The organism is Acetobacter pasteurianus, from assembly GCF_009914215.2.
Classification (GTDB): Bacteria; Pseudomonadota; Alphaproteobacteria; order Acetobacterales; family Acetobacteraceae; genus Acetobacter; species Acetobacter pasteurianus.
This window is the reverse complement of the sequence record NZ_CP039846.2, coordinates 1,800,274-1,812,500: the sequence shown is the minus strand read 5'-3', so window position 1 is coordinate 1,812,500 and position 12,227 is coordinate 1,800,274. Positions and strand designations below refer to the sequence as shown.

14 protein-coding genes (1 of these 14 running past the window's edge) are annotated in these 12,227 nt (G+C 52.9%); 3 read left to right on the top strand and 11 right to left on the bottom strand.

Features of this window, described 5'->3' with window-relative positions:
• The 3 genes from FCN51_RS22050 to FCN51_RS22040 all read left to right on the top strand — a co-directional run.
• On the top strand, positions 1-260 hold the final stretch of the coding sequence (locus FCN51_RS22050) for a LysR substrate-binding domain-containing protein (protein WP_014457282.1). 637 nt of this gene lie to the left of the window's left edge; only the last 260 of its 897 coding nucleotides appear in the window; its start codon lies off the left edge, out of view; its stop codon occupies positions 258-260.
• Between the two features lie 121 nt (positions 261-381).
• Positions 382-2,217: an FUSC family protein gene (locus FCN51_RS22045; protein WP_020944363.1), complete on the top strand. Its 1,836-nt coding sequence runs from the start codon at positions 382-384 to the stop codon at positions 2,215-2,217.
• Between the two features lie 63 nt (positions 2,218-2,280).
• A complete protein-coding gene (locus tag FCN51_RS22040) occupies positions 2,281-2,487 on the top strand; it encodes a hypothetical protein (protein ID WP_160257180.1) in 207 nt (68 codons plus the stop codon).
• A 926-nt stretch (positions 2,488-3,413) separates the two neighbouring features.
• Here the strand turns inward: FCN51_RS22040 and FCN51_RS22035 are convergent.
• From FCN51_RS22035 to FCN51_RS21985, 11 genes are all read right to left on the bottom strand, one after another.
• Entirely contained in the window at positions 3,414-3,614 is a 201-nt protein-coding gene (locus FCN51_RS22035) for a hypothetical protein (protein ID WP_003623730.1), read from the bottom strand.
• A 1-nt stretch (position 3,615) separates the two neighbouring features.
• Complete coding sequence (locus FCN51_RS22030; RefSeq protein WP_160256876.1) at positions 3,616-3,996, bottom strand: hypothetical protein; 381 nt, start codon at positions 3,994-3,996, stop codon at positions 3,616-3,618.
• Positions 3,993-4,361: a hypothetical protein gene (locus FCN51_RS22025; protein ID WP_160256875.1), complete on the bottom strand. Its 369-nt coding sequence runs from the start codon at positions 4,359-4,361 to the stop codon at positions 3,993-3,995. Before FCN51_RS22025 ends, FCN51_RS22030 begins: the two co-directional genes overlap by 4 nt.
• Positions 4,354-4,527, bottom strand: coding sequence for a hypothetical protein (locus FCN51_RS22020; RefSeq protein ID WP_201762565.1), 174 nt, complete (start codon positions 4,525-4,527; stop codon positions 4,354-4,356). The genes FCN51_RS22025 and FCN51_RS22020 overlap by 8 nt, the downstream gene beginning before the upstream one ends.
• Positions 4,528-4,594: 67 nt before the next feature.
• On the bottom strand, positions 4,595-5,026 hold the full coding sequence (locus FCN51_RS22015; protein WP_160256874.1) for a cell wall hydrolase: 432 nt from the start codon (positions 5,024-5,026) through the stop codon (positions 4,595-4,597).
• Positions 5,023-5,529 carry a hypothetical protein gene (locus FCN51_RS22010; protein WP_160256873.1) on the bottom strand — a complete coding sequence of 169 codons (507 nt, stop codon included), beginning with the start codon at positions 5,527-5,529 and terminating at the stop codon, positions 5,023-5,025. The genes FCN51_RS22015 and FCN51_RS22010 overlap by 4 nt, the downstream gene beginning before the upstream one ends.
• Positions 5,530-5,576: 47 nt before the next feature.
• Positions 5,577-6,284: a hypothetical protein gene (locus FCN51_RS22005; RefSeq protein WP_160256872.1), complete on the bottom strand. Its 708-nt coding sequence runs from the start codon at positions 6,282-6,284 to the stop codon at positions 5,577-5,579.
• A 38-nt stretch (positions 6,285-6,322) separates the two neighbouring features.
• Positions 6,323-8,953 carry a hypothetical protein gene (locus FCN51_RS22000; RefSeq protein ID WP_160256871.1) on the bottom strand — a complete coding sequence of 877 codons (2,631 nt, stop codon included), beginning with the start codon at positions 8,951-8,953 and terminating at the stop codon, positions 6,323-6,325.
• A 233-nt stretch (positions 8,954-9,186) separates the two neighbouring features.
• Positions 9,187-10,467, bottom strand: coding sequence for a hypothetical protein (locus tag FCN51_RS21995; protein WP_160256870.1), 1,281 nt, complete (start codon positions 10,465-10,467; stop codon positions 9,187-9,189).
• Positions 10,467-11,078, bottom strand: a complete 612-nt coding sequence (locus tag FCN51_RS21990) for a hypothetical protein (protein ID WP_160256869.1) — start codon at positions 11,076-11,078, stop codon at positions 10,467-10,469. Before FCN51_RS21990 ends, FCN51_RS21995 begins: the two co-directional genes overlap by 1 nt.
• Entirely contained in the window at positions 11,078-12,223 is a 1,146-nt protein-coding gene (locus FCN51_RS21985) for a baseplate J/gp47 family protein (RefSeq protein WP_160256868.1), read from the bottom strand. Before FCN51_RS21985 ends, FCN51_RS21990 begins: the two co-directional genes overlap by 1 nt.
• Positions 12,224-12,227: the final 4 nt, after the last annotated feature.

Here is a 12,227-nt window from a genome sequence, read left to right as displayed (position 1 = left end):
GCGTAAAACCGCACATCATGCTCGAAACAAATGCTTTGGAACTTTTGCACACAGAAGTGCTTGCCAGCCGCCTTGCAACAATTCTGCCGGTAGCCGCCCTTCCCGAACGCAGCGGCATATTACAAACACGTTTGCTAGAAAATCTGCCCACACCCGATGTGGGCGTTGTGCGCTTGCAACAAACCATTATGCCCACCCTATCCATGCGCGCTTGGGAAATTCTACAGAAGCTGGATTTTCACCACTCTTATTCCATCTAAAATGCCCACTGCATTTGTTGTATTTCTATCATAAATATTACTTATGATATAATTACGACAAACACTTGGACGGCTGTTTTTGTATGCGGCAGCGTGCGCTTTACGATCTGCAGGAAACGTTATGCGCACACTTACCGCCGCTATAGGGCAACCATTTAACAAATCAGCCTTGGCGTGGCTGCTGACACCTAGTGTGCCAGATATTCTGTTCGCACTCCGCACTGCGAGTGCAGCCTGCCTCTCGCTGCTGATTGCCATGTGGATGGAGCTGGATAGTCCCCAATGGGCTCCGCTGACTGTATGGGTGGTGGCTCTTTCCTCCCGCGGGGAAAGCCTTTCAAAAGCACGGTGGCGTATTTTTGGCACGCTTGTTGGTTGCTGTGCCGCATTTGTATTGATTGCAGCTTTTCCCCAAGAACCGGGGCTGTTTTTTTGCAGTCTGGCACTATGGATTGGCGTGTGCTGCGGGCTAGCAACTTTTGGCACCGGTTACCGCGCCTATGGCCTGCTGGTAACCAGTTTTACCTCCGCCATCGTGGCATCTGGCGCCATTATGCAGCCAGACAATATCTTTGATATCGCCATGGCCCGGAGTTCCTACATTATTTTGGGAATTGTGTGCGAAGCCACTTTGGCCGTGCTGTTTATGCCGGGCTTGCAGGAACAGGCGCAAAAACGCCTTTTAGAACGCCTGAACACAACCCTGTTAAGCACAAACCAAGGCATTGCCTCGCTTATCCGGCGCCCTCGCGCCATTACGCTGGAACCTGCATTATCTGCACTTCTCACTGCCAACGCTCGCGCAGAATATGATGCTCTAGAGATGGGGCCGCATTCTCACGCAGCAGACCATGCACGCGCAGCTTTTGCTGGCATGATTACCATGCTGGCCCGCGGATATGGCCTTGCCCTGACGCATCAACTCACACCAACAGAACATACCATGCTGGCTGATGAAGCGGCCATTCGCCAGCATATTCAAGCCTGTATGTACCCAAAATCTAGGGATCATTTCCGTTTTAGACTGCAATCTCGCCGCCATGCCGTAGAGGCCATGGATAACGGTATCCGGGCCTGTTTGGGCATTCTGGGGGCATGGCTGGTATGGGAAGTAACTGCATGGCCCGCAGGCCCTACGTTTTTTTCTTTTGTCTCGCTCGTATATGGCTTGCTGGCTACGCGTGAAAATCCACTTTTGGCGGCGGCCCCATTTTTTAAGGGTGCTTTATGGTGCGGGCTCATTGCTGCTTTGTACGCGCTACTGGTTATACCCGCCATAACGGCACCAGAACTTCTGGTTCTGTTCCTGTTTATTCCAATGATTATTGGCGGGCTGGCTGCGCGGCATGCACACACAGCGGGATATGCTTTTTCATTCAACATGTTCCTGCCCGTGCTGCTGGGGCCTGCCAATCAAGGCCGATTTGATGAGCAATCTTTTTTCAACACCACTCTGGCGTTTCTGGGGGCTGTCTTGTTCGCCCGCTGGACTTTTCTGGTTATCTTTCCCTTTCGGCTTGATTCCCACATGCGCCGCACACGCAGATGGATAGAAAAAAGCCTGAACCATCTGGCTCGTACGGGTGATAAAACCCTGCCCCATATCTGGCTTTCCAGAAATGCCGAAAGCCTTGTAAGAATTATCAACACTTCCAAATCTCTCCCACAGGAGAAAACGGAGCATTATATTCAGGAACAGATCGTATACATGGTGAAAGGCCTGTATCTGATCTTCCTACGGGATACTTTGAAGGACAAAACACTCCCCGAGGCTTTAAAAACCGAGCTCAAAAAAATCCTTCGAGTCTGGGCCTCTGGTAGCCCTTTACGCATGCAACAAACGCAGGATTTTCTAAACAGTCTGAAACAGGAAGATTTATTAGCCTCTGCCTCAGACCACGCGCGCATGGAAAAAATATGCACATATCTGCATGTTCTGGCTGCTCCCATGAAATAGTGGCTTTTCAGCTGTGTTCACGGTTTTGCATATTTGGCACTGAGAAACTCACTGTCCGAAAGAATGCACCGTATGCCCAAACCTGAAAACGATACACCCATCACAGATCAGGCAACCCAACGGGCTTCTAAATCTCAAACAGGTGCCAACTTAGGGAGTGGCGCTGGCATTACCGCATTTTTGGGGTTTATCGGATTTATTGCATCCCCTCGCGCTAGCCTGCGAAGCCTACTGGAAGATGCAAAAGACCATTACCGACGCAAAAAGTAATACCCGGCAAGGCAAACCGTATCACCCCAACATTGGGAACAAACGGTCTAACCAAAACCACAAAGGGGTTTTAGCTTTGTAGAAAGCCGCCGAAAATGAGCAACAATTTCACGGAATGGTGGACCCGGCGCGACAGTAATAATTGATATATTACAATCACTTAAACTGTCTCACTAAAAAAATACGCACATGGAAAACCAAAGGCTTTAGAGGATAAGTGTCTAACCTTTTGGGAATAATGTCCGATTCCTTTCCCTTGTACCCATCCCCAACCCGTGCTAGAAGCATGGGGCTGCGGCGGGTTTTCTTTGGTGGGCCGTGAGATGCCGCAGCACTCTATTCCGGTGCTAGGCGCAAAGGTTAGTAGGCACTTCGGGTCATAGGCCCGGTAAAAGTGCGGCGAAACCCTGAACAGGTGGAGCATATCCACCGACCGGAACCATCGCCTCATGTTAATTTGTCGATCAGTTTTTAACGACAAGAAGCTTTGATGTTAACAGAACGGCGTTTCATTAACATGAAGCCCGGCAACTATTCGGTATTCCCCAACAGTTCAGTCCCCGGTATAACGCCCGCAAGCCAAGAGCCTGTCCGCTACCTATGGCGGCTCTTGGCCATAATAGTACGGACATGTAGATGGCACTCTTACCGGCGGGGAAGAAACGTGAGTTTTCTGCGGGTTTTTGGGGTGTGTACGAGCATTTTACCGGCATGCTCATGGCACCATATGGAATCATACCCCAAAATGGCTGTTTTCTGCGGTTATTAGGCTATTTTATGTCCGTTTTCTGCTAAAGCGAATCACCCCCTAATTTTACGCCAAAAATCCGACCGCACCACCAGCCACCGCCAGCCCACAGCCAAGATGATGGTGGCGAGAAAAACTCCCCCGCCACCCAAAACCATCCCGCACTCAAAATCCGGCGTCATGCAGACTGGATGGCTGCATTGTCAGCCTTGCACTTGGCAAAGATGGCTTCAATATCCGCCACTGTGGGGCCGGTTTTACTCTTGGACTGCTCGATAGCTTGCTTCACCGTTTCATAAACTTCCGGCCCATATTTCTCGGCCAGACCTGCAACGGTGGTCACTACGCCAAGAATGGCGCTGATTTCTGCTGCGTTCATGTTATTTGCTCCCGCCAATAGCTGCACAGGCGTCCGGCGTGGTGCCAGTCTTCAGCCCTGCCCAGCAAGTCTCGAATGATGCGAAGTCTGTCTGCAGTGCGGATACTGCCGTCTGCGTAATGCTATCTCCGCCCTCGATAGAGGTTTCCAGAGACTGGATTTCGTTGAACACAGACTGACTGGCGCGTTTGGCAATGTCTTTCTGTGTATCAGTCAGCGCCACGCCCGGTACCTTGCCCGCCATTACATCCGACATCGGGGTGGCTAACACATGGTAGGCGCTGTCCGTATCGAAAACCGTCTGACGTAGTTTCCCTTGTGCAGTATCGGCACAAGCAGCAAGGAGAGGCAGCAGCCCCAGAGCGAGAAGTGCTTTCTTCATTTCGTATCGTCTTTCGGAATGGTCACAACAGAACCGGGCCCAACCTTGGGCGGTTCAGATTTGGAGGACGCCGCACCTCGCAGCATGACGGCTGCGTTGGCTGCGTACTTCCAGTTGAGAGCAAGGAAGTTGATGATTCGGTACACCAGCCAGAGCTTGCCAGACTGATTGGCCGGAAGCGGAATAAGGGTTGCCGCAAATCCTGCCGAGGCAAATACAACACAGGCATACAGAACCCATGTTGCTTCCGGCTGCGGCAGCGCTGTCACCATGGCAGGAAGAGACAGGCCTGCGGCAACGGCCTTGGCAGTCTGTGCCAGAACGGCAGAGCGTTTTGGCGCTACGGGAACAGGTGCGTCAGTCATGTGCCACGCCACCGCGTAAGCTGGCCGGTAGCGTGTTCACCTCCACAACTTCAATTGTGAGGCTCCCGTTCGGGCTGCGTTGCACATCTTTCCGCAGATCTTCGCGCATTTCTTCCGCCATCATGCGCGCAATCCTGCGCAGGTCGTTTTCGGTGTAAAACCCCATGGGTTTCCTTTCTAAGTAACTGCCACGCCAACTGGCGCATAAGAGGCAGGAGAACCCGCCTCATGCTTCAGCCCTCTCCGAAAGGCCCCACGCGATAAAAGGCGTGATGACCAATCGTGCAGCAGTAAAATTGCGAAGAAGCCCAAGCAGGGCGTGGGGAGCGCGTGTCATAGTAATGATCCGCCCCTTTCGTCATGTCGGTGAGATGGCCGCCCACAAGCGCCTGCGCCAAGGCAACCGCCTCACGAAACTGCGGGTCCATGTCTGTGACGGTTAGAAGCTTGGAAAGGTTCACATCCGCCGCATTCCAGCACGAAAACTGCCATGGACGCAGGAACACGCTACACAGATCATGCCCCCACCATGCAGGGCGGATGGCACGGTTGCGGCCAACGCACAGCACTGCGGCCATGCCGTTATTGCCTTCGCCACGCGCCTCGCCCCATGCCGTGCGGGCACCGACCTGCACGGGGTCTGACATCCATGATGCGGGTATCATACTGCCTCCATGTCGCGCGGGGGCAGAATGAACTGTGTTTCCTGTGGCTGGGGTACGGGATGTGTTGGCACATCCCACGGCTCACGCCAGTGCAGCCATTTTACCCAGATCGTGCTGGCCACTTCCTGATCAGAAAGAAGTGTAGAACCAACAGCAGCCCCAAGCGTGCAGAACAGCCCCACAATAACCGCCAGTTTTTTCCAGCGCCGCAAACTGTCTTCTGCCAGCCTGTTCCGCTCTTCCTGTGCACCGGTATGTGCCGCCAACTGACGCGTCAGATCGGAAAGCTGAATACCAATCCGGTCCATTCCTGCATTGGTGGCTTGCTGGCGTGCGTTGCCTTCAGCTCGCACCGCAGCAATATCCCGGCTGATGCTATCCAGTTTGCCGTCTGTTACGTCCTGCCGCCTCTCTACAGCAGCAAGACGTTCTTCGTGATCGTCCAGACGTGCATGCACACCATCAGCCACGCAGGGGGTGCCCGCGCTCTGTTCATCTGTCATTCAATTGTCCGAGAAAAACGTATTGTTCTCTTAAAAGAGATCTGGGCCTACGCAGAAATACCGTAGGCTTGGGCATACTGCCGCAGCCACGCAACGGCTGAGTTCATGTCATCCGCGCTCAGAATGCTGTCGTAGATGAGCATCCCGTTCAGCTCCCACGTTGCGGCGATAGTTGTATCAGTCGTGTAACCAATGTTCATTGTGGTGGACAGAGAGGGAACCGCAGAGAACGCCTTGGTACCAGACGCAATAACGCCAGTGGTCAGGTTCCTATAGGCCAGAGCCACGTTGACCGTTGAGAAGTCCAGCGTAAACGCTTTGATCTGGTAGGTGTTGAATACGGTTTCCGTTGCATTAACGATGACATTATCCGAACCAACAATCAGCGCATTGTTCACGTTTGGACGCATACCATACAGAAACTCACCCGATGGAATGGGCGCACCCAGAATGTTGTAAAGCGCACTGATGGACTTCGACAAAACCAATACCGTGGACTGCGGCGGCAAGTTCATGTTCGTCGCAAATCCAGATGTTCCGCCCAAAGTGCAGCCGGGCAGAGATGTGTCTTTCACGCCAGCAGTAAAGGTTGGCGCTGTGCCCAGAACTGTCAGGGGATTACCCGCAGGCGACAAGTTCTTAAAGGTGCTGCTGGTGGGAAGGAACGCCAGCTTGGGCTGCACCGTTGTTGGAGCCTCCCACCCTACAGCATTGGCAGAATAGTCAGCATCATTGACTGTCAGAGAAACAGACATTCAAAAAACCTTTCGGGCGTTTCCCGCCCTTTCATAATTTAGATTTGGACAAGAAGGCCGTAGTTAATCATCGGGTTTGGCAACGGATAATTCTTGCCAATCAGATCCGGCAGATTTTCGGAATACGGTGCCCCGCTTCCTTCCCACCATTCATACACATCAGAGGATGTAGCCGGGTCGCTATCGTAGATATTGCCCGTCCCATTGTGATTGGCATCCCCATACGTGATCCAGATCGGATTTGCGGGTTGCTGGCCGAGAGTCAGTTTGATCTGGGTCGCGCCAACAATCTCCGCCGCCGTCACGGGGATAGTGGCGCCCGTCACACTGTCATAAGCGCCGAACCCTTTATCAGATTCCATGATCTGTTCCTGCCCACGCCATGTTTCAACAGCGACCATAGGCGGGTAAGGAACATGGCATCCGATCAAAACATCTTGGCCTTTGATCTCGGCAGTTTCCATAATCAGCGGCTTCCAGTTCAGGCGCTGATTGATAACGCGATGCCGAACCTTCGCACGCATAGCGCCCACATAACGCTCACCGTTCGAGGAGTAGTGGCCACCATAGTCGATGGCAGGATAGCCAACGGTAGCAACGTAAGCCCCCGGTGTCCGGAATGCATAATCCACCTGTGCGCGGCAGATATCATTGTAACCAATGAAAGGCATATTCATGCCAGAGATGGGCACAATCTCAATAAACGGCTCTGCGGTCTGCCCTGTAATCGCCATGCAATCCGCTTTAATATCGGCAAAATATGCCTCTAACAGCGCCCCATACGTATCATAGTTTGTAGTTGTTTCCGAACCACCCTGACAGAACTCAATCAAGAACATGCCAGCAGTTTTGCCGTTCGCTTTAGCCTGATCAACAACAATCTGTGTCACCTGCGGATTGCGTTCGTAAACGTTTTGGTCGTTGCCCTTGCTGAGGTTCCACAGAGGCATCCCGGAGACACACGTCGATACAAGCGCAAGCTGACGTGTTGTATCTGCCATTTGCATCTGATGGTAATTCAGTTGCAATTGACGGAAATAATTCAGAGCAGAAATTGACTGCTGCTCACCAAAATCACGAGTGATACGCAGGGGCGTAATGTGCACACCCGTTGCACCTGAAACGGCAACCGCGTTCCATTTATACCAAACCCCGTCACAATACCCTGTAATGGACTGAGCCGTCAGGGCCGTGATTTTGATATAGTTGCTATACCACAGGCCACCTGTCTGATTGTTGGCTGCCGCCGCCCCTGTAAATCCGGAGCATTGGATATCCTGCCCAACAATAAAGTTCGTTGTGAAATCAATGGACGTGTCTGTAGTGCTGATCTGGATATACATCGCCTGTGGCACAGTCACATCAACTGTGGCCGGTTTGTAAATAACCGGCGTAGCGATATCCATGATTTCGTACGTGTCTTGATTGACGTTGACTGCAACCAACGGTTTCGGACTGGGGTCTCCCCCCTGTGGCAACCATGCGTTTGTATCGTTGCCAAATTTGGCCCCGCGCGGGTCTAGGCCAAAAGTAATGTTGTCCAGTGGTTGTATGGTGCTCAGCGCCGGTATGGCAACATAACCCATCATTTCGGACTGGCCGGTAGCGAGGGAGAAAGAATACCCCCATACAGGGCCTGCATTTTTCAGGTTGCCATCAGCCGCCATCGTTGCGGCGCTCTGTGCGAGCTGCAACCGGTCGCGCTGTTGAATCTCATCGTCCGAAAAGCCGACATTGCCCGCCACCCAATATCCGGATGTATCAAGCAGCACAAACCCCTTAGGGTCTTTGACACGGATGCCATCCGGATACGCATCAATCGTAACTGAGACGGGGCCGAGATCCGCACGCGCTGCGCCTGCAGGGAAAGCTGGAGAACCATCAGCACGCACGCCCCATGCAATATTATTCTGCGCATCACGCTGGCGGAAAAGCCATGTCGTAGGCGCATCGCAATCAAACATGGTAGAGCCAAGAAGCAGCGACTTCCCGGCAGTTTGGATATTCCCTAATTGGTCAATGCAATACAGGATATTTCCGAGAATATCCCTAATGGAAAGAGCTTTGTCCGTCCGGCTGTTCAGTATGATCTGGTCAGCAATAATCCCTGACAGGCCCTGGAAAGACTGGGCAACAGATGGGTAGCCAGCCCGCTCAAGTTTATTCCACACACCGTTATGGAACCAGACGCCATCAAGCAGATCCCATTCCGTCACGCCATCTAGAGATGTATTGCCAGCCACCGAAACGGTGTAGAAATCACCTTCCGTGCCAACGCTGCTTGTCAGTGCTGGCTTGTTCTGGGAAGCATCCCATCCGCCAAGGTTCGTGAACTTTTCAGGGTTGTTCACGATCATGCTTGCTAGAGCATTGCTCTGTGCGAACATGTCAGCAGCACCCGCAACGACAGCCTGTGCGCTATCGGACGCATTTACTGCGGCATCTACTGATTGAGATACGCCCTCGGAAGTTTTGGCCGCTGCATCAGCCGCATCTAATGCTTGTGCGACGGCATCATTAACTGTCTTGGTGTAGTCAACAATGGATATATCGCCGACATTGGCACCAGAAATATCAAGGCCAGAAAGAGATTCTTTAACGATAAGCGCGGCAACAAGTGGCGCCAATTGCCGTAGTGGCACAGGCGTGTATTGATCTGCGTCAGCCATAAGCCCTCGCATAAAAAAAGGCCGCGAGAAGCGGCCTTAAAATAAAAATAGGAAAGAAAAGCTTTAAGAAGCTGGCGTGTAAGTATCGCCAATATTCAAAGTATTATTCTGAATGATGGCCATACCATTTGGTGGCGTCCACGCGGATTCTCCGTCCCATAGAACAGCGTTCACTATATATCCTGCAGGCTGCGTTCCATCCGCTATGATGCGGTAAACTATGTAACGTTCCATCAGGCGTATTCCTCAATAATCACAACACCAGAAGAGCCAAGCCCGCCTGCATATCCTGACGTTGTATTAGATCCGCCGCCCGCTCCGCCCGCGCCAAACCCTGACGCAGCAGTACCCGGCCCGTTATCGGTTGTGTAGGTGCCAGCCCCCCACCCTGACGGCGTTCCAATCCCCGGATATACTGTTCCATTAATGGCCCAACCGCCAGCGCCGCCCTGCCCCTGTTTCTGATAGACAACAGATAGAACTTTTGTGCTGTCATGAACGTATGCGGGGCCACCGCCTGCCTGCACACCGATACTAAGAGAAGTATTAGACGTAGTTACGCCATAACCACCCTCATTCCCACCTTGGCATTCAACCGCAGCGCCAAACCATGAAGATCCACTTGTAGATTGAATGTTCGTATTCGTGGATTCAGCGGAGGCCCCTACAGTGATTGACTGAGCAGAGCCGTCCGATACGTCGAACCAGAACTCAATTTCGCCGCCAGCACCACCTGATCCCCCGCCTGAAACATGAGACGTGTCACTATTTGCCTGCGCATAACCGCCAGGGCCACCCGCACCGCACATCCGAACACGCGCCATACGCGCGCGATTGCTTGGGGTATACGTGCCGCTGCTCGTGAATTTCTGCGTCCCCAGATAACGGCCACGCTCTAGTTGCGGTACGGTCGGATAAAACGCTGTAAGGGCTTTAGTCGTGGCTCCAGCGGCAGTTGTTGCGCCAGCGGGAACTGTTACCGTGTAAAGAGGAACGATTGCACCGCCAGATGGTGATGCAGGCGCTTCGGCGGCCAGAACCAATTCCGCTTGCGCCAAACGGGTAACCGGTAAAGACGTGCCTGCATTTCCGGGTCCAGCCTGCGTCTGACTTGGATTATCCGCATTATAGAATGGCAGCACAGTTTCATCTGTATCCGCCTCAGAACACACAGCATATAACGTTGCTGTCTGCCCTGCTGTGAGGGTAATGCTTCCTCCAGCGCATCCGTAAACAACAAACTGCGCGGATGTATCAGCAGAAATACCACCCCCATTCCCGCCGAAAGCTGTTTCATCAATGGCGCCAGAAGATGCCACGACACCAGAGCCTACAGCAATGGTCAGCGCAGAAGCAGATGGCGTAACAGAAAAACCGAAAGCCGCAGAAACTGTAGAAAAATCTCCATAAAGAAGATTTAACGCCTGCCCCAATGCAGTTTTCAGATTGCGTTCACCCCACAACAAATCTGCATCAAGCGGAATCTGCCCTTGATAAACAATCCTGCGCTGCATCAGTTTTCAACCTTCACCCACGCCGTAACACCTTCGGCGCGCACATTATTGATTGCGGCGTAAATTGCCGCCTCGGACGCTGCATTGCCCCGCTCTGTCGTCACGAAAAACTGGCCTCCATTCAGGCCACCGTAATATAGTCCCGCCACACCATACCCGTAGCCACCGCCGGCGGCTGGCGTTGCTGTTGAACCAAGTCCCTTGCAATCGCTGGCGCTCGTGGGCTCAACCACGATAGGCGTTTGCCCCGTCAGATCCTGCAATGCTTCCGTAATGGCTGTGCGGGTATTCTTCTGAGCAACAAGTGCTTCTTGGATGCGCTTTCTATAAGCTGCGTCTGTCTCTCCAAAGGCACGAGGCAACGCATCGCCAAAGAAATCGTAGGCAATCATATCCAGAAAAGAGCCTGTGGCCGTGGCCAGACGCATCTGAAGGTTAACCTGCCCGAACAGGTCATAAACCCATGACAGAATATTTCCGATGCCCTGCAAAACACCATTCAGAACAGGCGCTTTTTCACTCTGGTTTGCTGCTGGAGGATCTGGGAACCAGCCGAATGGAAGGAGTTGCCGAACACGGCGGGCAAAATCGTTCTGATCTCCCGTAGCCATTAGCTGCCTGCCTCAACAACCGTCACCGCAACGGAACCTGCCCGGATCACCTGTTTGGTAGCGGCTGCTAGATCCGATTGCGCGCCGTTCAACAGCACATTCGTGATGGAAACAATATCCACCCCGGCATTGTTGTAAGCCACCACAGGAAGGCGGCTGTATGCGTAACCAGCCCCTACTTTCTGGGCATCAATGTCTGCCGTAATCGCGTTCTGGATATTGGTTTGAACAGTAGCTGTATCTGTTCCGGCAGCCACGGTTACCGTCATGCTGACAGTTGCCAGAAGCTCTATCGGCCCAATAACAGCAAACCCAACACCTTCCGCTTTAACTGCATCAATCGCCGTGTACACAGATGCCAGAAGATCAGCAGATGGCGTGCCTGTGCCATCATCGACAACAACCGTAAAATATCCCGGCCGGAATGTGCCATCTGGCGCTTCGCAGTTGATGATCTCGTAAGTGAGATTGGTGTGCACGCCAGCAATAGCATTTTCGATAGCGGCATTACTGGCTGTAGCTTTTGCCGCCAGCCAATCAGGAAAGCGAGCCCTTAACTGCGCGTCTGTCTCTCCATCGGAGCCATTCACAAGCGCTACTGCATTCGTCACGGTATCAATACCGGCAATGCTAGTTCCAAGAAGACAGATGGCGCCTGCGGCAACATTGCCAGTTGATCCAGAAACCTGACATTCAACGGGCACAGTAATAGATCCCGTTCCCGCTGGCCGCACATAAGCACCAGTTGCGGCAGACCATGCAGAATTGCTCGTATCTTCCGTCACGGCATAATTCATACCAGCAACAGTGCGAACAAGAACGCCAACCGCCACTGATGCAGATTGCTGATCCGGCTGGAATGAGGTGAGTGTCACCTCACCCGTAGCGGCAGTCCCCGGCATGCGGGTCATACCAAAATCAGCCACCCAGCTATCCGCGTCAGTGCCATTGGATGTGGCCAACCTTGAACGCGAAAGGATAAGCAGCGCAATATATTGCAGCCATAGACCTGTGCCCGACACAGATTCCATAATTGCCCGCAGCGGCGTACCCACAGCCATATCCAGCAATGAGGCGCACGCACCCTGCGTTGCCGCCACTGACTGAGCAACAAGCGCGGCATACGTTCTTAAAGGAAGCGACATGAAT

What these genes read in the sequence shown, in the direction of transcription:
- FCN51_RS22035 (WP_003623730.1), bottom strand. Translation starts at nt 3,614, where the DNA reads ATGAACGCAGCAGAAATCAGCGCCATTCTTGGCGTAGTGACCACCGTT.
- FCN51_RS22025 (WP_160256875.1), bottom strand. Translation starts at nt 4,361, where the DNA reads ATGACTGACGCACCTGTTCCCGTAGCGCCAAAACGCTCTGCCGTTCTG.
- FCN51_RS22030 (WP_160256876.1), bottom strand. Translation starts at nt 3,996, where the DNA reads ATGAAGAAAGCACTTCTCGCTCTGGGGCTGCTGCCTCTCCTTGCTGCT.
- FCN51_RS21990 (WP_160256869.1), bottom strand. Translation starts at nt 11,078, where the DNA reads ATGGCTACGGGAGATCAGAACGATTTTGCCCGCCGTGTTCGGCAACTC.
- FCN51_RS22045 (WP_020944363.1), top strand. Translation starts at nt 382, where the DNA reads ATGCGCACACTTACCGCCGCTATAGGGCAACCATTTAACAAATCAGCC.
- FCN51_RS22040 (WP_160257180.1), top strand. Translation starts at nt 2,281, where the DNA reads ATGCACCGTATGCCCAAACCTGAAAACGATACACCCATCACAGATCAG.
- FCN51_RS21985 (WP_160256868.1), bottom strand. Translation starts at nt 12,223, where the DNA reads ATGTCGCTTCCTTTAAGAACGTATGCCGCGCTTGTTGCTCAGTCAGTG.
- FCN51_RS21995 (WP_160256870.1), bottom strand. Translation starts at nt 10,467, where the DNA reads ATGCAGCGCAGGATTGTTTATCAAGGGCAGATTCCGCTTGATGCAGAT.
- FCN51_RS22010 (WP_160256873.1), bottom strand. Translation starts at nt 5,529, where the DNA reads ATGACAGATGAACAGAGCGCGGGCACCCCCTGCGTGGCTGATGGTGTG.
- FCN51_RS22015 (WP_160256874.1), bottom strand. Translation starts at nt 5,026, where the DNA reads ATGATACCCGCATCATGGATGTCAGACCCCGTGCAGGTCGGTGCCCGC.
- FCN51_RS22000 (WP_160256871.1), bottom strand. Translation starts at nt 8,953, where the DNA reads ATGGCTGACGCAGATCAATACACGCCTGTGCCACTACGGCAATTGGCG.
- FCN51_RS22005 (WP_160256872.1), bottom strand. Translation starts at nt 6,284, where the DNA reads ATGTCTGTTTCTCTGACAGTCAATGATGCTGACTATTCTGCCAATGCT.
- FCN51_RS22020 (WP_201762565.1), bottom strand. Translation starts at nt 4,527, where the DNA reads ATGGGGTTTTACACCGAAAACGACCTGCGCAGGATTGCGCGCATGATG.